The 20,076-nt window shown below is 37.6% G+C and carries 28 protein-coding genes and 3 pseudogenes; 8 read left to right on the top strand and 23 right to left on the bottom strand.

Going from position 1 to position 20,076, the window contains the following annotated elements; translation table 11 throughout:
• Positions 1-229: 229 nt before the first annotated feature.
• The 22 genes from DXB54_RS04180 to dinB all read right to left on the bottom strand — a co-directional run bounded on the left by DXB54_RS04180 (position 230) and on the right by dinB (position 14,219).
• Complete coding sequence (locus DXB54_RS04180) at positions 230-1,483, bottom strand: ATP-binding protein (RefSeq protein WP_118694505.1); 1,254 nt, start codon at positions 1,481-1,483, stop codon at positions 230-232.
• Positions 1,484-1,798: 315 nt separating this feature from the next.
• Positions 1,799-2,455 (bottom strand): hypothetical protein, encoded by a 657-nt coding sequence (locus tag DXB54_RS04175; protein WP_004851532.1) that lies wholly within the window; start codon positions 2,453-2,455, stop codon positions 1,799-1,801.
• A 169-nt stretch (positions 2,456-2,624) separates the two neighbouring features.
• A complete protein-coding gene (locus DXB54_RS04170; RefSeq protein WP_118694317.1) occupies positions 2,625-3,740 on the bottom strand; it encodes a DUF6017 domain-containing protein in 1,116 nt (371 codons plus the stop codon).
• The gene (locus DXB54_RS04165; protein WP_055280723.1) at positions 3,737-4,642 is read right to left on the bottom strand and encodes a ParB/RepB/Spo0J family partition protein; all 906 of its coding nucleotides are present in this window, start codon (positions 4,640-4,642) and stop codon (positions 3,737-3,739) included. Before DXB54_RS04165 ends, DXB54_RS04170 begins: the two co-directional genes overlap by 4 nt.
• Positions 4,635-5,417, bottom strand: a complete 783-nt coding sequence (locus DXB54_RS04160) for a ParA family protein (RefSeq protein ID WP_008400179.1) — start codon at positions 5,415-5,417, stop codon at positions 4,635-4,637. Before DXB54_RS04160 ends, DXB54_RS04165 begins: the two co-directional genes overlap by 8 nt.
• Before the next feature lie 19 nt (positions 5,418-5,436).
• On the bottom strand, positions 5,437-5,682 hold the full coding sequence (locus tag DXB54_RS04155) for a hypothetical protein (protein ID WP_008400180.1): 246 nt from the start codon (positions 5,680-5,682) through the stop codon (positions 5,437-5,439).
• Positions 5,683-6,096: 414 nt separating this feature from the next.
• On the bottom strand, positions 6,097-7,332 hold the full coding sequence (locus tag DXB54_RS04150; RefSeq protein WP_117788083.1) for a tyrosine-type recombinase/integrase: 1,236 nt from the start codon (positions 7,330-7,332) through the stop codon (positions 6,097-6,099).
• A 38-nt stretch (positions 7,333-7,370) separates the two neighbouring features.
• On the bottom strand, positions 7,371-7,541 hold the full coding sequence (locus DXB54_RS04145; protein WP_117788085.1) for a DUF6290 family protein: 171 nt from the start codon (positions 7,539-7,541) through the stop codon (positions 7,371-7,373).
• Between the two features lie 88 nt (positions 7,542-7,629).
• Positions 7,630-7,842: a DUF6462 family protein gene (locus tag DXB54_RS04140; protein ID WP_117788086.1), complete on the bottom strand. Its 213-nt coding sequence runs from the start codon at positions 7,840-7,842 to the stop codon at positions 7,630-7,632.
• Entirely contained in the window at positions 7,817-8,248 is a 432-nt protein-coding gene (locus tag DXB54_RS04135; protein WP_117788088.1) for a type II toxin-antitoxin system PemK/MazF family toxin, read from the bottom strand. The genes DXB54_RS04140 and DXB54_RS04135 overlap by 26 nt, the downstream gene beginning before the upstream one ends.
• The gene (locus tag DXB54_RS04130) at positions 8,248-8,631 is read right to left on the bottom strand and encodes a resolvase (protein ID WP_117788090.1); all 384 of its coding nucleotides are present in this window, start codon (positions 8,629-8,631) and stop codon (positions 8,248-8,250) included. Before DXB54_RS04130 ends, DXB54_RS04135 begins: the two co-directional genes overlap by 1 nt.
• An 11-nt stretch (positions 8,632-8,642) precedes the next feature.
• Complete coding sequence (locus DXB54_RS04125; RefSeq protein ID WP_117813344.1) at positions 8,643-8,969, bottom strand: helix-turn-helix domain-containing protein; 327 nt, start codon at positions 8,967-8,969, stop codon at positions 8,643-8,645.
• Positions 8,959-9,180 (bottom strand): terpene synthase, encoded by a 222-nt coding sequence (locus DXB54_RS04120; RefSeq protein ID WP_117813346.1) that lies wholly within the window; start codon positions 9,178-9,180, stop codon positions 8,959-8,961. The genes DXB54_RS04125 and DXB54_RS04120 overlap by 11 nt, the downstream gene beginning before the upstream one ends.
• Entirely contained in the window at positions 9,174-9,581 is a 408-nt protein-coding gene (locus DXB54_RS04115) for a recombinase family protein (protein ID WP_117761249.1), read from the bottom strand. Before DXB54_RS04115 ends, DXB54_RS04120 begins: the two co-directional genes overlap by 7 nt.
• Before the next feature lie 122 nt (positions 9,582-9,703).
• On the bottom strand, positions 9,704-10,057 hold the full coding sequence (locus DXB54_RS04110) for a helix-turn-helix domain-containing protein (RefSeq protein WP_118589283.1): 354 nt from the start codon (positions 10,055-10,057) through the stop codon (positions 9,704-9,706).
• 103 nt (positions 10,058-10,160) lie between these two features.
• Positions 10,161-10,310, bottom strand: coding sequence for a hypothetical protein (locus DXB54_RS11835; protein WP_156454676.1), 150 nt, complete (start codon positions 10,308-10,310; stop codon positions 10,161-10,163).
• Between the two features lie 16 nt (positions 10,311-10,326).
• A complete protein-coding gene (locus DXB54_RS04105) occupies positions 10,327-11,196 on the bottom strand; it encodes a hypothetical protein (protein ID WP_117529004.1) in 870 nt (289 codons plus the stop codon).
• Positions 11,197-11,325: 129 nt separating this feature from the next.
• Entirely contained in the window at positions 11,326-11,637 is a 312-nt protein-coding gene (locus DXB54_RS04100; RefSeq protein ID WP_158565043.1) for a helix-turn-helix domain-containing protein, read from the bottom strand.
• Positions 11,638-11,917: 280 nt separating this feature from the next.
• Entirely contained in the window at positions 11,918-12,127 is a 210-nt protein-coding gene (locus DXB54_RS04095; RefSeq protein WP_022293003.1) for a hypothetical protein, read from the bottom strand.
• 176 nt (positions 12,128-12,303) lie between these two features.
• Positions 12,304-12,558 (bottom strand): hypothetical protein, encoded by a 255-nt coding sequence (locus DXB54_RS04090; protein WP_055941755.1) that lies wholly within the window; start codon positions 12,556-12,558, stop codon positions 12,304-12,306.
• Between the two features lie 5 nt (positions 12,559-12,563).
• Positions 12,564-12,806, bottom strand: coding sequence for a LexA family protein (locus DXB54_RS04085; RefSeq protein ID WP_004611567.1), 243 nt, complete (start codon positions 12,804-12,806; stop codon positions 12,564-12,566).
• Positions 12,807-12,968: 162 nt separating this feature from the next.
• Positions 12,969-14,219: a DNA polymerase IV gene (gene dinB, locus DXB54_RS04080; protein WP_118257474.1), complete on the bottom strand. Its 1,251-nt coding sequence runs from the start codon at positions 14,217-14,219 to the stop codon at positions 12,969-12,971.
• Positions 14,220-14,457: 238 nt separating this feature from the next.
• On the opposite strand from dinB, the gene DXB54_RS04075 reads away from it, so the two are divergent.
• From DXB54_RS04075 to DXB54_RS04030, 8 genes and pseudogenes are all read left to right on the top strand, one after another.
• A complete protein-coding gene (locus DXB54_RS04075; RefSeq protein ID WP_117482444.1) occupies positions 14,458-15,192 on the top strand; it encodes a helix-turn-helix domain-containing protein in 735 nt (244 codons plus the stop codon).
• A gap of 84 nt (positions 15,193-15,276) precedes the next feature.
• A complete protein-coding gene (locus DXB54_RS04070) occupies positions 15,277-15,477 on the top strand; it encodes a helix-turn-helix transcriptional regulator (protein WP_004611564.1) in 201 nt (66 codons plus the stop codon).
• Positions 15,478-15,627: 150 nt separating this feature from the next.
• Positions 15,628-15,750, top strand: a pseudogene (locus DXB54_RS04065) (MerR family transcriptional regulator); the annotation flags it as partial.
• A gap of 415 nt (positions 15,751-16,165) precedes the next feature.
• Positions 16,166-16,249 carry a 23S rRNA methyltransferase attenuation leader peptide gene (locus tag DXB54_RS04055; RefSeq protein ID WP_001814874.1) on the top strand — a complete coding sequence of 28 codons (84 nt, stop codon included), beginning with the start codon at positions 16,166-16,168 and terminating at the stop codon, positions 16,247-16,249.
• Positions 16,250-16,373: 124 nt separating this feature from the next.
• A complete protein-coding gene (gene erm(B) / locus DXB54_RS04050; RefSeq protein ID WP_001038790.1) occupies positions 16,374-17,111 on the top strand; it encodes a 23S rRNA (adenine(2058)-N(6))-methyltransferase Erm(B) in 738 nt (245 codons plus the stop codon).
• A gap of 361 nt (positions 17,112-17,472) precedes the next feature.
• Positions 17,473-17,712 (top strand): helix-turn-helix transcriptional regulator, encoded by a 240-nt coding sequence (locus tag DXB54_RS04040; protein WP_002380754.1) that lies wholly within the window; start codon positions 17,473-17,475, stop codon positions 17,710-17,712.
• A gap of 394 nt (positions 17,713-18,106) precedes the next feature.
• Positions 18,107-18,499 (top strand): hypothetical protein, encoded by a 393-nt coding sequence (locus DXB54_RS04035; RefSeq protein WP_243104733.1) that lies wholly within the window; start codon positions 18,107-18,109, stop codon positions 18,497-18,499.
• Positions 18,480-18,761, top strand: a pseudogene (locus DXB54_RS04030) (aminoglycoside phosphotransferase family protein); the annotation flags it as partial. The gene DXB54_RS04035 and the pseudogene DXB54_RS04030, both read left to right, overlap by 20 nt.
• Positions 18,762-18,890: 129 nt before the next feature.
• Here the strand turns inward: DXB54_RS04030 and DXB54_RS11935 are convergent.
• Positions 18,891-19,142 (bottom strand): annotated as a pseudogene (locus tag DXB54_RS11935) (transposase); the annotation flags it as partial.
• Positions 19,143-20,076: the final 934 nt, after the last annotated feature.

Here is a 20,076-nt window from a genome sequence, read left to right as displayed (position 1 = left end):
GTGTCTGAGAAGAGGTTCAAAAACAGTTAACTTCTAAATCAACTGTTTTTTGAAAGGTCGTTTCATCAGATTCTTATAGCAATCCAGCAAATAATCTCATAAATAATTGTCCCAGTCGCAAATATGCACTTCGTCCGGTTTGATATTGGTCTGTCACATCACGACATTCTCCCAGCGTGTTCACTCTTTTTTGAAATAGAACAACAACACAGCAACAACTCAAATCGACTTAAAATTCCAGACTATTCGCATTCAGCAAGAAATACTTCATTCCCATGATGACAAAACCTTCATCATTTCTCCAAGGCTTTTTGCTGCCATTTACAATGACGATCTTCTTGAAAGAGTCCGGGATATTACGCAGAGAATTGAACTCCTGCGTCTGTTTTTCTTCCGAAGTCATGTCATATGCAACCTGGATATAGTATCTCTGGTTTCCTTGATTCACCACAAAGTCAACCTCCAACTGCTTGCGAACACGTTTGCCCTCTTTATCCTTATCGAAGATATCCACGACACCCACATCAGCATTGTAGCCACGGATCAACAGCTCGTTATAAACAATGTTCTCCATGATATGAGTAGGCTCCTGCTGTCTGAAATTCAGACGTGCATTTCTCAGTCCCAGATCCGTAAAGTAGTATTTCAGATTTGCACCGATATACTTTCTGCCCTTAATATCGTATCGGCTTGCCTTGGAAATCAAAAAGGCATCTGTCAAATAGTCGATATGCTTGGAGATGGTTTTATTAGCATAAGTCATCTGACGCTCACTGGCAAAGGTATTGGCAATCTTTGAAGGGTTGGTCGGTGCGCCGATTGCAGATGCAAGCACATCAACCAGAATCCCAATCTCATCCACGTTCTGAATCTTATTTCTTTCAATAACATCCTTCAGATAGACATTTGCAAAGATGTTCTTCAGATAGTCCGCTTTCTGTCGTTCGCTCTGGAAACTTACGATCTGCGGCAATCCTCCGTAGATCATGTAGTCATCCCATGCATCATCATAATCGCCGTCATAGACAGAATAAAACTCTGCAAAGGAGAGAGGGTAGATTCTAATCTCATCACCTCTGCCACGGAATTCGGTCACAATGTCGCTGGACAGGAACTTGGAATTACTTCCGGTGACATACACATCAATATTGCTCATGCGGAGCAGGCTGTTCAGCACTTCCTCAAATTGTGACATAAACTGCACTTCATCAAGAAGCAGATAGTATTTGCCATCGTCTTTCATGGCATCTTTGATGTACTTGAAACACACCTTAGGATCTCTTAGTTCCTCATTTTCAATACCGTCCAATGCAATCTCAATAATATGATCAACATCAATGCCGTTCTCCAGTAAGTATCTCTTAAAGATGGTAAACAGCAAAAAGGATTTGCCACATCTACGAATGCCGGTAATCACCTTTATCATTCCATTATCTTTTCGCAGGGTCAGCTGCTGTAGGTAAGCGTCTCTTTTAATCTCCATCATTACGCTCCCCCTTTCCGTGCATCTGCACACTTTTTAGTAATGAGATCCTATCACAGAACGACCTGAATTTCAATATGTATTCCCATTTTATGTGCATCTACACACTTTTATGTAATGTTGATAAATATATTTTCAGATTTTTTTGATTGCAGTGTCTATAATCGACTACTCCAATCGTTATTATAGGTAAACAACAAAAAGAAGATGGTTCCGATGTTTCATTAAATATGTTCGTTAGTCTTTTACGCAAAGGATTCTATCTCCTCTGCGCCCTAATGCTTTTCGGATTCAGTTCAACAAACTGGAAGTTGTTTATCCAAAATGAAATGGAATAACCATATCAAGTAAAACTGCAAGAACTATACTAATCGTTCCCATTAGCGCAGAACTCCTCAATGTGTCTCTCCTCAAAACAATAAGTCCAATAATAAAGACTATCACTTCCAAAACAGATTTTGCATTAAAATACCAGCATCCATATACAAAGCACATATTGAACAATACTGCCAAAATCAGCGCTGATAGTATAAATGCCAGTTTGCTTTTCCCCTTTGCATACCAACAGACAAAAGCCAATAATGGAGAAACAGCTGTAAATCCAAACCAAATCATCGCATAACTTCTTGGGAAAAATCCTGCAATATAGTTTGAATACAAATAGTAGCTTGCAACCATACCAACAAAGAATACAAAAACATTGATGCTTGCTCTTATTGCAGAATTGCTATAAATAGAAATACACAGTGCAATCAATATCCAGATTGCAAAACGCCCAAGAAAATTACCAATATCTAAGACTCCATTTATTGCCATAAGCACACCTGGAAGTTCAGTTTGACGAAAATCCAGATATTTTGAGAAAGTTCCCAAAGCTATTCCGAGAAACAATATCGCTATGGTATTTATAAGTTTTCTATTATTGGATATTGGATTTTCTGCATTCCTTATATCATTCAAAAAATTTATCATAATTACCCTCACAAATTCCGATTTGTAAAACTGTTGCATTGATTATATCAAAGAATCATACTTGCAGCAATCCCCTTAAAACGAGAGGCAGGTGTGCCCTCCTGCCCCTCAAAAGGAAGGGAAGGTGAAAAATATATAGTCAACTGCTGTTTCCAGCAGCTATGAATCGTTACTTACCATAGAAGTCATGGTTTACTTCTGCTTTATAGTAATTACTACATGTTACCGGAGCATTATACAGTGTCGTGAGCATATAGCTTCGTATGTTGCGTACCTTTGTAGTATTGTTGCGAAGGCATTCCAGCACATACTCCATCGTATGAAAATCTATCTTCTCCAATCTGCTCCGAACAACATCATATGGAAAGTCATATTTGTTGATACGGATTACCGGCTGTTTAACCGCTATAGTCTCTACTATCAGCTCCACCAATTCATTTATGTCCATCTTCTCTGTTGGATGGCAATGAAGCAATCCGTCATAATCTATATTGTCTTTGATAAATGAGCGCACTTCATCCATCCTATCCATCGTATCAGTTTTCACGCCTGTGCCTGATGGAATGATAGGATAGGTAATCTCCCCTGTATTCTCTGTAGTATTCTCTGTATTTGTATTACAAAACTTTGTATGAGGGGGTACATCATTTTGTGGGAGTGTGGTACAAAATTTTGCAGGAGGGTCATACAAAGTTTTGTAGGGGGTGGTACAAAATTTTGTAGGAGGGTCATACAAAGTTTTGTAGGAGGTGGTACAAAATTTTGTAACAGGCTTATTTGCTTGGTATTCAGCCTGTTTTTGTATTCCTTCCCCTGTGTTTTCTACATCTTCGTCATCTCCTGGTATGTCCAGATATGTACATGTGTAAAGTTTATCAACGCATAGATCAATATACATGACATTATTTAAAACCATTCCGCTATTTGTTTCTATGTTACGGAATTCACGACGGATCACACCTATTTCCTCTAGTCTGTCAAACGCTGCCTTCACACTTCTCCGTGATTCTCCAAACTGCTCGGCAAAATCATTGTAGGTTTTCTGGAGCAAATCCTCTCGAAATTTTCTTCTGTAACCGATTGTCATGCCGCTATGCTCGTCCCGTACTTCCACGGGACGATACCAATACACGATTTCCGACAACACACAGATAGCGAGAAGGTATGGCTTGCCATTTTCACGTAAAATCGTTTTATACCAATTCACCGGCGTAACATTTCCACTGATGTTCATTTCTGCCAGCGCATCCACCGACGCATTACCAGTATTTACGATGTTTGTCATGCCTTCTCACCTCTTTTCTTCCATTCATCTAAAAGACTTATTATAACCTCTGTAATCTTCTCTTCTGTGTATTCATCATTAAAGTAGTCATCCAATCTGTCTGCTTTGAATGTTACTTTTCTTGGCTTTACCGACACCTGTTCCGGAAGCATGATGTTCCTCACTTCTTCCTGCGTAAGCATATTTTCCCGGCAGGATGCCTTTAGTCTTGCCGACTGCTCTATATTAGGGAATATATTCCTGTCGAGTATTATATCGAGTACCCACTGCTGCTGCTCCTCGTTCAGATACGAAAGATCAACACCCTGAATAAAACCAATCTTTTTCCTGTCAACAAAGTCAAGCAGTTCATCAGAGAGCTTTGCAAGTCTGATATATCGCTGAATCTTCTTTGCGTTCTCGCCGGTTTCCTCACTCATGATATCAAGGCTACTACCCTTATCTCCCTTAATGCCCTGATGTTTCATGGCATAGTAACGCATACTATACGCCCTTGCCTTTTCGCTTGGAAAGATATCTTCTCTCTGAATGTTACTGTCCACCATGACAATGGTAGCTTCATCATCATTCAGATTGCGAATGAACATCGGCATGGTATCAAGACCGGCAAGTTCACAGGCAGCCTTTCTTGTGTGTCCGGCAATAATTTCATAACCACCCTGCGGTCGCATTCTCGCAATTCCTGGAACAAGCACGCCATACTGTCTGACACTCTCTACCATTTCCTCTAGCTTATCTTCATGGATCTGAAACGGATGATTTCTGAATGTATGCAGACTTGCTAAAGGTATTTCTCGGATTTCACCACCATTTGCATTTGCCTGTTCCAGATTTTCGTTTGTACCAAACAGATCGTCAAATGATTTCATCTTTATCTTGGAAGCACTATTGGATTTATTCATCTGCAAGCACCTCCTTTGCGAGCTTCTTATACGCCGCCGCAACTTTTCCTCTTGGGTCATGCTTGAATATACTCACACCCTCTGCGGAAGTCTCTGCCGCTCTCACAGAATGTGGGATAACCGCACCAAACACACGGACATTTTTGCCATAGATTTCTTCCACCATGGACTTGATTTCCTTTGCGTAATTGGTACGTCCAACCATCTTTGTGAAAACGATTCCCTCTATCCCAAGATTCGGATTCAGATATTTCTTTGTCCTGCCAAGGGTAGTGATAAGCTGTTGCAACCCCTTTACGGAAAGGTACGCTGCTTCTATCGGTATGATGACCGAATCAGCCGCAGTCAGGGCATTCATTGTCACCATGCCAAGGCTGGAATTGCAGTCAATCAGGATATAGTCATACAAGTTTCTCACACTTGTTATGTACTCTTTCAATATGTACTCTCTCCGCATGGTATTTACCAATGTGACTTCCAGTCCGGAAAGTTCGATATTGCATGGAAGAAAAGATACTCCCTCCTCATGTACAATAACCCCTTCCCGCTTTCCATAATCTTCATCATTGATCACTTTACCCATGATCGTCGAGAGAGTAACATCAAGCTCATCAGGCTCTGCTACGCCAAGGCTTGATGAAAGGGATCCCTGACTATCCGCATCTATAAGTAGTACCTTCTTGCCTTCTCTTACCAAACCTATACCTAAGTTCACTGTTGTCGTAGTCTTTGCTACGCCACCTTTTTGATTCACGATTGCTATTACTTTACACATACCGTTGTACCTCCATTCCCTATCGAATCACCATGCCACTTCCTACATAGTGGCATTGTTCATTCAACTGTTTTGCATTGATGGATTTCTTATCAGAATCCGTTTTCTTTCTCGACACTTCTGCATATACACGCTTGTATTTATCTGTCCCCACATTGTCAAAAAATGTCGAGACATTATTCAATTCAAATCTTTTATCTCTCTGAAGCAGACGGACAAACCAGCGTATATCATTCTTTGTTCCCTGAAGTCTAATCTTTAACATCTGATCACTCCTCTTAGTTTTATCTCATGACACAAAAAGGACACCTTCCAATAATTTCTTAATGGAAAGTGTCCTTAAAATTTTGCAAATATTTAATTTCTATGCACTAAGCGGAATATTATTGTATTTTGTTTTTGAATTTTGTCGTACTAAGTGTCGTACCATCTCCTGTAATATCTCTGCAAACCCGCATAAATCCTATTTCTCGCTATTCAACGACTTCATAGTCGGGAGAACATTTGTTTGTACTTTATATTTCTCCAAACTGATTTGCATCCATTTATAATTCATTTTTTAATAAGTTCATTTTTGTTCGGATTTATGCAACTTTTTACGTCTTTTTGTTGTCAGATTGTTGTCATCCATCCTATTTTGTTGTCCTACCTGAAAGTCCCATTTAATATGGACTCTCTTCTAAAAAACATCTAAATTTTTTGCCAGATTCTCAATAGATTCTCTGGTGCTTTCTGCATTTACTTCTGCGTAAATATTCATGGTTGTCGATACATCTGCGTGTCCCATTAACTGCTGAATAATTTTGACATTCGTCTCATTCTCACATATTCTTGAAGCAAAAGTGTGTCTGAATATATGACATGAAAATCTTGGTAACATAATAGGCTTACGCTTTTCCTTCTTTGCTTCTACTTCCTCTTCAGCATTATGAGCATCCACAATTCTCTTAATAGCTCTATTGATTGATGCTGGATTATGTGGATTACCAAATCGGTTAGTAAAGATGAAGTTCGTCATGCCATCAACTACTGTATCGCAGAAGCCTTCTTCCTGCTGTCTTTCGTATTCCGATTTTAAAATATTATATATAGGTTCCATCATCGGAATGACTCTTTTTCCTGCCTCGGTTTTGGGCAATGATACTCGAAACTCACATACATAAGTTTTTTCTTGCCTTGGATAATATGTCAAACTATGGTTAATATCAATCGTTCGATTCTCAAGATTTACATCATCCCATCTTAAGCCAATTGCTTCTCCAATTCGACATCCAGTTCCTAATAGAAATGCGAATAACGGATACCATGTGTAAAAGATAGGACTATCAGCAACATAATTCATAAATGACCTCTGCTGCTCTACGCTTAAAGCGTGCCTTGTTTTTTTAGTTCCGCCATTTCGCTTCTTTATTTCAGCATACGCTCCATCGGTAGGATTTTTTCTTATTATATCATCCCTAACAGCCAACTGAAATGTAGGATGTAACACCGTATTTATACTTTCTATCGAACTAATCTGCAATTTCTTCTCAGTTATAAGATAGTTGTAGAAATACAAAACATCTGAATATTTTATATCTCCAATTTTCTTCTTACCGAATCCATCTCTAATGAAATGATTCCATGTGTAAAGATAGTTTGAACGAGTAGTGCTTCTCAGCTCAGATTTCGTCGAAATATAGCGGTCAAATACAAAATTCAAATCTGCACTTCCTGCTACATATACATCTAATCCATCCAGCTGATCCCTTACTAACTGTTCTTCACGTTCTCTTAATTTTGCAAGATTATTTGAGTATATGAATTTTCGATTTCCAAACACATCGTTATATGAATAGGAATATCTCCCATCACTTTTTCGATAGTGTTCGCCTTTTCTCAAGGCTCTTCCTTTTCCATCCTTTCTTGTTGCCAATGTACTCCTCCTTTCTAATATGAAGGAGTCCTTTGCACCTAACACCTATTCAGGATTTTCTCCTGAATACATGACTTAACAGCTTGCGTTACTGTAATATCATGATTCTGCGCATACTCGACTAAAATAGTAAATTCCTCTTCATTAAGCCTTATAGTAACTCTTTTATCTAACGGCTTTTCACTCTTAGGTCTTCCCATCTTTGCCATCCTATGCACCTCCTCATATAGATATTATACTTTTTGTCTGCCAATAAGTCAAGTGTATTCATGCAAGTTTCTCCACATATCTTTGAATTTACTTATAGAAATCTTCATCTGTTATACGGAATGTCTCCAGATAAGCGTCCAAAATGTCTAAATTCACCAGTACCAACTGATTGACCTTATAACAGGCTTTCGCATCCTTAGCTAATTCCTGAAATTTTGTCTTTCCCATTGAATACATCTCAGCACCTTCTGAATAACGGACAAATCTTTTATTATTAGTTTTCCTCGTTTTCACATCCATTTTCTACTTCCTCCATAATCATTTTCCTTGCTGCAGATAAAAGATCCAACTGTAATATCAAACTTCTGTCTATATTATCACGCACCGGTGAATCTTTCGGAATATAACCTGTTTTTCCTCTGATCTTCCCTTTAGAAACAGTCTGCATGTCTTCTGGTATAAAATCCGACTTCGCTTTCAGTTTATATCCCTTTACATCTTCTGGATTAAGTTTTACATGCACAGGATTGTCTTTAAGTTTCGTGCTTAATGGGACAATGCATACCTGTGGTGCATACTCATGGTTACTTCTATCGCACGAAACTATTACTCCCGGTCTGATACCGCTTTGAACTCCATGCGGATTATTTCCAAAATCGGCATATACAACATCATATTTTCTATATTTCTCATATCTTCTTTTCATCAGAACGCCTCCTTAATATTCAGTCCAAGTCTACCCTCATCCACTGTGACGATTATGCCTCCAGCCTCTACAACTTCACAAACCTTCACATACGCATCCAGAAGATTGACTGATACTGCTGCCATATTGGCAATTACTACACCATCAACCTTTTTTCTTCGGATTTTATCCACAATATCGCTCCATTGCCTGTCAACATCTCTTTGAGAAAATCCATGTCTTCTCATTGTTCCAACAATGCAATACTCCTTGTTTTTCACATACTCATGGATATATTTGCTCTGCTTATCTTCCAGATAATCTACTTTCCTAAGTGGTGCTTCGACTGATAAATACTCTATGCATTCTATTGTCTTACGAATTACTTTGTTTTTATTTGCCATACATTCATCTCCTAAACTATCGCTTCCGCATTTTCCAGCATAAAGAGAAAGGAAGCTGTAAAATACGCTCGCTTCTCTTTTTCCATTTTGGCAAGCCTTGTATCGATGGATTTACAATCCTCCCGTTTATTTATCCCAAGAATTGTATTTGCATCAACTTTATAAAGTTCCATTAACACATAAAGACTTTTCATACTGAGATTTCTTCCACCCTGTTCCATCTGAATCAATGTGGAAACGCTTAATCCTGTTACTTCTGATAACCGTGTCAAGGAATACCCTCTATCTTCACGCAGCTTACGGAGTATCGGTCCAACTACATAACCATCATATTTCATCGCTATATCCTCCATCGACCTTTGCCATTTCTCTTAACATCTCTACAGCTGCATCTTCTGTCTCATACTGACCAAGCCACTTCCCACTTGAATCATGTACAACTGTTCCGAATGCAGTCTGTGTAAATCTGCAATCCTTCACAGCCGGGACTTGTTTGTCCCGACCGGAATGATTTTCTGTTGTCGCTCTACCAAAGAACTCCGTTAGCATCCAAAGTCCTCTGCATGAGATACAATAATTGGCACCGGACCGACTTCAAGAGAATAGAGCCATATGCCCATATCTGTGATGGTCTTAACAAATTCTTCCAAATCATAAATGTCATCGGTGATCTCATTCAGGCTTCTGACTACTACAACCTCAAAATCTTCCTCTTTAAGTGTTGCAAAGAAAGCATTCAGTGCTTCTCTGTCATAGTCTCTTGTTATCGAGCGGTCACAATATGCATCGTTAATTATTACTCCGTTAGGCATTGCCTGATCACGCATATTCTCGACCATCTGGACTACATTGAGTTCTGCTCTGCGGGACTTTATAAATGCAATTCCCTTAGCAAGCTCCTGATTATCTGTACCTTCGTTTCCCACTACGTTAAAATCTCTTTTATTCATTTTGTTATCTCCTTTACGATTTCGTATTGGAGAGTTTTGGCGCCTCCACTCTCGTGGTGTGCTGTTCCTTAGCACATGTTTATGGTACTCTATTAAGAAAACCTATGCGCCCACTCTAAAGACTATCTTTTCTGATTTGTAGTCTTTAAAAGACTATTTTTAATTTCTCCCTCTATTCTTCCAGTCACCATTTTTAAATTGTTTACTAATTCCACCATCTCCGGCGAATAATTCATGTGTTCTTCTCCAAACAACAAAAAATCAGCAGAGCAATCCAAGATTTGTGCAATACAATACAATTGTGGTATTGTACAATTTGCTTTTCCACTTTCAATTCGAGACATTTGGTTCTTACCAATACCAAGATAGCTTGCCAACTCTATAGCTTTCATATGTCTTGATTCTCGTATATCTTGAATTCGTATACCAATTTTCGAACAAGTATCAGAATCATATTCTTTTATCTCTTGGATCACTCTGCTCACCTCCCTTACAAAAAAATAAGGAGCCTCTATCATTCAAATATTGAACGATATCGGCTCCCTTTTGCCCTTATCAACTGCCAATTCAGCTGATGTATTATTTAACTTGTATTTTATCTGCCCGCTGTTTTTTTACGGAATAAACCACAAAATTTCCATCTTTATCTCTGCGCACTTCTGCATCATGACCATTTTTAGTTGCTGCCTGTATCTGACGAAATAATAAAACTGTTTTATCTTCTTCCATAAGCACCTCCTATAGACTAATCCATAAATTGATTACGACCATTTATATCTTCAAACAAATCGTCTGTATAATCATCGCATTCTTCATTCATAGAAATTTTCATATTACTATCACGAACACTTCCATCAGGCGATAAAAAAGTGAATTCTTCTATAAATTGTGCTTGCTCCATATCAAATAGCATAATTGTAATCCATGGTTTTACACAAATCCCCTCCAAGGTATCTTTAAGTAATTTATAGAATTTTCTATTAAAAACCACAAACGATAATTTATCTGCTTTGACTTCATCCATATAATATAGTCCTAAAACCATCAATAATTTCTGTCTTAGTTTTATTGTCTGTTTACGAATGGCTTGCTGTTCCGTACCGAGCATTGTCCAAAACTCAAATAGCCATTGTCCCATAGTGTTATCAGAAGTAACGGCATCAGTAGCAATTTCCCAATCAGGTCTATAATGATAATTTAAAGCATTGTAAACCTGAGGTGTCATTGGGACCTGAACTTTATACCCCCTCTTCATAATCTCCGACAGTACTAAGTCAGCTGCATTTTTTTCAAATGCTCTGTATTCTTCTGTATCCACTTTTCCATTTAAATTACGCTTTTTCATGCCATGAGCAGACATAAGCATTTCAAAGGTAACTCCACTATTTGGATCTGCATTCTCCGCAATATTAAATATTAAAGCATCTGAATTTTTGCCCGTTGTTTTTTTGTTTACAATTCTTGAAAGCGTAGACGGATTAACCTCACACTTTTTTGCGAACTGTGACATACTAAGCTCTGGACCTTTTGCTCTCACAACTAATTCTGCCAATCTATCCTTATCCGGAGTACTTATTCTTACATATTCTGATAGAATTGATAAATCTCTTTTCATTAATTTGCTTCCTCCTTTCACAAAGGATACCATAGATTTTGCGTGTAGTCAAATCTTTGCACAACATTTGCATATCAAAGCAAAAACTTTCTATTTTTTGCATGAAAAGATATTTATGCAAAGTACTGTTTATTTATCAAATGCCCTCAACATTTTATCAATTGCCTCTCTCTGGGCAAATGTTATCTTATTTTCCTGTCTGCCCCTTTTGCCCGATATGATATAATCCATACTGTGCTCAAATATCTGTGACATTATATATAACTGCTGTATAGTGCAATTTGCTCTACCATTTTCAATCCGTGACATTTGGTTCCTTGTTATTCCCAATTCCGTTGCCAACTCAATGCTTTTCATATTTTTGTCTAGTCGCATTTCCTGTATTCTCTGCCCTATTTCAAATTGTACATTCTTATCATATTCTCTTATTTCCTTGTTCATATCGTCCATCCTTTCAAACTTGTTACCGTTAACTCGTTTGAGGGCGGACAATAACTCCCTAGATATGTAATTTTCAGCAAATAAAAAAGGACACATGAAAAACAGTCCCAGTCCTCAAACTGGTTTCTAATTTTTCATGCGTCCTTAGGATGGCACCTTTGCGTATCATCAGCTTACGCTTATTGCAGGTGTCTCCCATATCATGATGACCACTAATTTAATTGTCTTGTCCTGTTGCGACCAAATATCTGCCGCACCATCTGATGTCTGACTGTATGTATCAGATATAATACTTATCCTGCTCTACTTTATCTAACAGTTCACCTTCCTTGAAATTCTTCAAGGTCATTACTCTGCCACAATGGTGACATTTCATCATTACTCTCGGCAGTACCGGATAATTTCTGTTACCTGTAACCATGTATGAAACTTTCATACTCTTTTTGCACTTCTTACAATAAAAATCTATAACTTTTAACTCTTTGTTCAATTCAGTTCGCTCCTTATTCATACAAAATCATCAATCTACAATTCTGTACTCGTAAAGGAAAGGGAAATCACCTTTGCAAGCCTTTTGCCGGGAGTTCCGATGAATGTCTGCACATTCCCCGGCTTTGCTGATCTAAAGCCAACTGATATGAATTGTGCTGTCAGCACACAATCACATCAGGCTCCGGCTCTTTCCATAAACCACATATTGTTATCTTCATAGAAAAGGAATATTTCCTTTCCATTTACCACACAGGTATAACGCTCTCCAACGCCGCCAGCCCTTGTACTGGCTGCTCTGCGCTTGTCTTTTACTCGTGTAATCTCATACTTTCTGCCATCTTCCCATGTTATCTCTTTGGGAATGAGCAGTCCGTCCTTTGAAAACTCTGCAAGTACATCAACATATACCTTATTGCTCAATGTAATCACCTTCCTTACAAGATTGCTATTGCTCTGGAAGCATCCATCTTCCTTGCTATATAGCCTTTTTCTTCTAATATTTTCAGATGTGCATAAACACTTGAAGTCGATGCCACCCCAACCATCTTGCATATCTCCCTGATAGTAGGTGCATAACCATTCACACGCTGATATTGCATAATGCTTTCATACACATTCTGCTGCTTCTCCGTCAATGGTGCTCTGTCTACCAGATCAATTCTTGCTGCTTCGCTCATGTTCCGCCTTCCTCTTTTTTACTCTATCGCTACTCGTAGTGCAGCTCAATTCCGCTTCGCTTCATTTCGCTCACGGCAGTCGCCGTATCAGATAACCAAGTCCCATATGTTTATGTGCAAGCACAACACATCTGTGCCTTGATTATCTGGCACTTCTCGTTGCTAACCTGAAAAGTACCCATGTGGATGTACTGTGTGTTCTTCTTTTGCATTGACTGCCGACAGAATCCTGTCCCGGTACATGAGTCCCCTCTGGATACTGTAAAATCCAAATCTTCTGCGTATCTCATCCACCGCTGAATCCATCTTCATCTGCTTTTCACGCTTCTCCACACTTGAGAACAAATCAATCTGTTCCCAATAATTATCTGTTACTAAGTCTGCACCTCGGACACCAACACTGCGGATCGGCTTGCTCCAGTTATAGTTTTCCTTAAATATCTGATAAGCATATGCAGCTATCTCTCCGGTGATATTCGTTGCATGGTCAATCTTTTTCTGACGAATAAAAGAGAATAACTCATTATCCCTGACACTTATCTCAACCACTCTGCACCGGAATCCATTCTCACGAAGTCTTGCTGCAACACTCTCAGCCAGAATATAAAGAACAATCTTTACATCCTCATCACATACTAAATCCTTTGGAGTCGTTGTGCTGTTTCCCACCGATTTGATTGGAGCGTGGGTATTCTCTAGCTTGACAGGTGAATCATCATAGCCATTCGCAAATGACCATAAGATACTGCCCATCTTTCCAAGGTGACTGTTAAGCACATCTTCATCTGCTCTTGCAAGATCACCTATGGTTTTAATACCAAATAATGCAAGCTTTCTGTTCGTACTTTTGCCAACGTATAGAAGATCTGCCACCGGAAGTGACCATGCCTTCTGCTTAAACTCACTCTTATACATAGTTGTGATTGCATCAGGTTTCTTATAGTCTGAACCAAGCTTTGCAAATATCTTATTGAAAGAAACACCAACACTTACTGTGATGCCAAGCTCTGACTTCATTCTCCTGCTGATTTCCTGTGCAATGAGCAATCCATCCCCTTTAAGGGAGCTGCTCCCTGTCACATCAAGCCAGCACTCATCAATTCCATATGGCTCCTGCCTGTCCGTATATTCTGCATATATCTCATGTGCCATTCTTGAGAATCGAAGATATAAGTCCATTCTTGGTGAAACAAACGTTATGTCAGGACAGACCTGCTTTGCCTGCCAGAGTGCCATTCCTGTTTTCACACCGTACTTCTTGGCAATATAGTCGGCTGTTAAGACAATCCCATGTCTTGCCTCCGGGTCACCGCCTACTGCCAGTGGCTTTCCTGCAAGCTCCGGATGATGCAGATGCTCAATCGAAGCATAGCAACAGTTGATATCTGAATGAAGTATTACCCTGTCTCCCATCTGCATAACCTCCTGCTGCATTTAATCTGTCACTACCATAACCTTTAGTCCAAGTATATGAGTAATGTTCCTTACAGGGCATAGTATAACCCCAAGAATAATCGACTGTCAACGGACACATGTGTCCTTTTTCTCATTATATTGGATTTTTAACTTGAATAATTGGCACTATTGCTATATACTATGGAGTGAAAAGAGACATTTGAAATCAACAAAATGAAAGAAAAGAGGCGTATGTATGTACTCAATCGGAGAAATCATTTCAACATATAGAAAAAAGAAAGGCTTGCTCCAACAGGATCTCGCTGATGAACTGGCAAAGGAAGGCATTACCATTTCCTATAAAGCCATATCCAACTGGGAGAGAAATCTTGCTGAACCAAGCGTTACCATATTTTACAAAGTGTGTAGAATCCTTGGTATTACTAACATGTATGAGGCATATTTTGGAGTAAATCCTGCCGATCCTTTCTCATCACTAACTGATGAAGGCAGGGAAAAAGCTATGGATTATATCAATCTGCTCCACGCATCCGGAATGTATGAAAAGCAGACTGCTAAGATAATTCCATTCCGTAGCATTGATATTTTTGAAAATGCTGTATCAGCCGGAACCGGTAACTTCCTTGTAGATGGACCGAAAGAGACTGTACGCATAGATGAATCTATCCTGCCAGAAGATACTACTTTCGGTGTCCGTATTAGTGGTGACAGTATGGAACCAGAATTCCACGATGGTCAGATTGCATGGATATTACAGCAGGAATCTGTTGCTAATGGAGAAATCGGCATCTTCGCTCTAAACGGAGAAGCCTATATTAAGAAATTACAAAACGATAAAGAAGGAATTTTCCTTATCTCACTCAATGAAAAGTATGCACCTATCAAGGTTAGTGAAAATGACCGCTTAGACATATTTGGAAAAGTTCTTGGAAAATCTGATGCTTGTGCTATTACAGGACATTGCCGATAAAATTGCAAGTCATTTTTATCGGACACATTATTTTGCATAATTGACAATAAGAAAATATCTATAGAACTGAAAGAAGGGATTTTTATGGCGGTTACCAATAATATAAGAGAAATACGTGAACAGCGAGGCATTTACCAGGATGACCTTGCCGCTGCTATTGGATACAGCACCAAAACTGTCGGCAGGATAGAGCGTGGGGACAGCACCCCATCTGCCGAATTTATGCTGCGGATATCAAAGTACTTTAATATGCTGGTGGAAGATGTATTCCATGTGGAAGATTGAGTCGGAGCAGCAATCCGGTTCACCTTCTATTTTGGACAGCTTTTCATGTCCTTATCAACAACTATAGTTTTTTTGATAAATGCTTGACTGTAAACCTTGTTTATAGCTTATTATTAAGTAAAATAGAGTTGCTCGAAAGGAGGGCATAATATGACTATAAAAGACGTAGAAGAGCGAACAGGTTTATCCCGTTCTAATATCCGTTTTTATGAAAAGCAAAAACTTATTGAGCCTTCGAGAAATGAAAGTAATGGTTATAGAGATTATTCTAAATTTTATATCTGATTTTTGATTATCCGCATAAACACTATACTTTCAAGCATTTTGAAATATAGGAAAGCACTCATTTTACCACGAATTTACCACGATTGAATGAGCCTTGATATGACGTAAGAATTTGAAAAGGACACCGTATAGTTTGGTGTCCTTTTACATGAAAATCATTAGTCGCTATTGATTGTTATTATACATTTTGTTAATTGTTCTTATTTCTTTTACGTTTTTTACCGAAAATCATGAGTATTGTCCGAGAGTGATTGGTCTTGCGTATGGTTAACCCTAAAGTTATGGAAATAAGACTTAGAAGCAAACTTAAGAGTGTGTTGACAGTGCTCTTAAAATTTTGTATAATAGGAATTGAAGTTAAATTAGATGCTAAAAATTTGTAATTAAGAAGGAGGGATTCGTCATGTTGGTATTCCAAATGCGTAATGTAGATAAAACATCTACTGTTTTGAAACAGACTAAAAACAGTGATTACGCAGATAAATAAATACGTTAGATTAATTCCTACCAGTGACTAATCTTATGACTTTTTAAACAGATAACTAAAATTACAAACAAATCGTTTAACTTCTGTATTTATTTATAGATGTAATCACTTCAGGAGTGATTACATGAACAAAAATATAAAATATTCTCAAAACTTTTTAACGAGTGAAAAAGTACTCAACCAAATAATAAAACAATTGAATTTAAAAGAAACCGATACCGTTTACGAAATTGGAACAGGTAAAGGGCATTTAACGACGAAACTGGCTAAAATAAGTAAACAGGTAACGTCTATTGAATTAGACAGTCATCTATTCAACTTATCGTCAGAAAAATTAAAACTGAACATTCGTGTCACTTTAATTCACCAAGATATTCTACAGTTTCAATTCCCTAACAAACAGAGGTATAAAATTGTTGGGAATATTCCTTACCATTTAAGCACACAAATTATTAAAAAAGTGGTTTTTGAAAGCCATGCGTCTGACATCTATCTGATTGTTGAAGAAGGATTCTACAAGCGTACCTTGGATATTCACCGAACACTAGGGTTGCTCTTGCACACTCAAGTCTCGATTCAGCAATTGCTTAAGCTGCCAGCGGAATGCTTTCATCCTAAACCAAAAGTAAACAGTGTCTTAATAAAACTTACCCGCCATACCACAGATGTTCCAGATAAATATTGGAAGCTATATACGTACTTTGTTTCAAAATGGGTCAATCGAGAATATCGTCAACTGTTTACTAAAAATCAGTTTCATCAAGCAATGAAACACGCCAAAGTAAACAATTTAAGTACCGTTACTTATGAGCAAGTATTGTCTATTTTTAATAGTTATCTATTATTTAACGGGAGGAAATAATTCTATGAGTCGCTTTTGTAAATTTGGAAAGTTACACGTTACTAAAGGGAATGTAGATAAATTATTAGGTATACTACTGACAGCTTCCAAGGAGCTAAAGCGCTCGGGACCCCATTAAGTATTTTTAAAAGCATGGTCGCAAGTTTCACTAGCAGCCATGCTTTTATTGAATCATTGTAGGACATTTTAAAGATAATTGCCCACTTTAAAATTAAACATGTGCTTAGAATCGTTCTAGGCAACACCAATAACAATCACTAATCACAAGTGATTTGTGATTAATCACTTGTGATTTACAAGGTGTAACGATATAATTAAATGGAAAACGTGCAAAATATTTACATAAACAGGAGGGAGAAACTTGGAACTAGCATTTAGAGAAAGCTTAAAAAAGATGAGAGGTACCAAATCAAAAGAAAAATTCTCCCAAGAATTAGAAATGAGTAGATCAAATTATTCATTGATTGAATCAGGAAAATCAGATCCGACATTAAAAACATTGGAACGAATTGCAGAATTGACAAACTCAACCTTAGTTATTGACTTAATTCCTAATGAATTAGAACAAGTAGAGTTGCAAATAGAAGAAGAGAAGCAATGATTGTCGTTAATATATTTAACGAAATTGTTGCTTATTTTTTTTAAAAGCGGTATACTAGATATAACGAAACAACGAACTGAATAAAGAATACAAAAAAAGAGCCACGACCAACTTATTTTCCGCCAAGAAAATAAGTTGCGAGCCTTAATTGATTACCACCAATCAATTAAAGAAGTCGAGACCCGAAATTTGGTAAAGTATTTAATTACTTTATTAATCAGATACTTAAATATCTGTAAACCCATTATATCGGGTTTTTGAGGGAATTTCAAGTCTTTAAGAAGATACCAGGCAATCAATTAAGAAAAACTTAGTTGATTGCCTTTTTTGTTGTGATTCAACTTTGATCGTAGCTTCTAACTAATTAATTTTCGTAAGAAAGGAGAACAGCTGAATGAATATCCCTTTTGTTGTAGAAACTGTGCTTCATGACGGCTTGTTAAAGTACAAATTTAAAAATAGTAAAATTCGCTCAATCACTACCAAGCCAGGTAAAAGCAAAGGGGCTATTTTTGCGTATCGCTCAAAAAAAAGCATGATTGGCGGACGTGGCGTTGTTCTGACTTCCGAAGAAGCGATTCACGAAAATCAAGATACATTTACGCATTGGACACCAAACGTTTATCGTTATGGTACGTATGCAGACGAAAACCGTTCATACACGAAAGGACATTCTGAAAACAATTTAAGACAAATCAATACCTTCTTTATTGATTTTGATATTCACACGGCAAAAGAAACTATTTCAGCAAGCGATATTTTAACAACAGCTAACTGGAATAATTGATTTTGGAGATTCTGGAATTATAGATGAATATTGTGATTTTATATACTTACTTGAAGATAGTGAAGAAGAAATAGGAACAAATTTTGGAGAAGATATATTAAGAATGTATGGAAATATAGATATTGAGAAAGCAAAAGAATATCAAGATATAGTTGAAGAATATTATCCTATTGAAACTATTGTTTATGGAATTAAAAATATTAAACAGGAATTTATCGAAAATGGTAGAAAAGAAATTTATAAAAGGACTTATAAAGATTGATTATATAATATATGAAAAGCTATTATAAAAGACATTAGTATTAAATAGTTTAAAAAAATGAAAAATAATAAAGGAAGTGAGTCAAGTCCAGACTCCTGTGTAAAATGCTATACAATGTTTTTACCATTTCTACTTATCAAAATTGATGTATTTTCTTGAAGAATAAATCCATTCATCATGTAGGTCCATAAGAACGGCTCCAATTAAGCGATTGGCTGATGTTTGATTGGGGAAGATGCGAATAATCTTTTCTCTTCTGCGTACTTCTTGATTCAGTCGTTCAATTAGATTGGTACTCTTTAGTCGATTGTGGGAATTTCCTTGTACGGTATATTGAAAGGCGTCTTCGAATCCATCATCCAATGATGCGCAAGTCGTAGAAACATCTAAAGACTGCAAATTTGTTAGATATTGAATACCCTCTAATGAAGATATCGTTTTCATATCATGCAAGTTTAAGAATTGGGCTTTTGATATTTCATCAACAGATAACACACTATCGCCGTCTTTATCAAATTCTGCAATGATTTGTTCTCTAAATACTTTGTCTGGAAAATGTGCTTCATCAATAGCAATGCTTCCAGCTTTTACTTCTGTATTTTTGCTTGCTTCAACGGTCTTATCTTCGGTAACCACTTCTTTTTCTGGTGTTGCAGGTGTTTCCTGTTTTGTACTTTCTTCTTTTAAAGTTTCTGCATTTTCAGCAGTTTCTTCCTGTTCCTTGTCTGTTATATTCTCTTGTACTTCTGCGTTTTCTGTTTTCTGTTCCACAGGAACTTGCTCTGTCTTGTTTTCTTCTACAACGGCTTCCTGCACAACTTCTGTGTTTTCCTGTGCCATGACAGGAGTAGGAAGCCCTGTAAGTGCAGTTGTTGTTCCAATCATCAATGCGGAACTTACTGCAAGGACTTGTTTTTTCTTCATAGTTTGTTCACTCCTTATTTTTCATAAATTCTTTGCATAGAAAAACGCACAAACTCCCCCTTATAACTGGATAATCTGTGCGTTCTGTTTATTATTGATAGAATTGAAAAAAGGGCAGAATTTACTTGTCTGTCTGTCTGTCTGTCTGTCTGTCTGTCTGTCTGTCTGTCTGTCTGTCTGTCGCAAGCGTAACAATGTGTGAACATGACTGTCAACCCTTTCTTTCAAAAAAATTCAATCCTTGCTTCTATACAAAAAACATTATACTGGAAACAAACACCTCTTTCAATCTTTTTATGCGTGCAAGATAAAAAAATTGAGACATCACACTTTTCCTTTTTTCCTCTTGAGTACCCACAACAGAAAAGAAAAAGCCCTGTCAAGAGCTTGC

Origin of the sequence: Coprococcus sp. OM04-5BH (assembly GCF_003482105.1) — a bacterium.
GTDB lineage: Bacteria > Bacillota > Clostridia > Lachnospirales > Lachnospiraceae > Coprococcus.
Note: the sequence above shows the minus strand (reverse complement) of the source record. Positions and strands in the feature narration are given on the sequence as shown.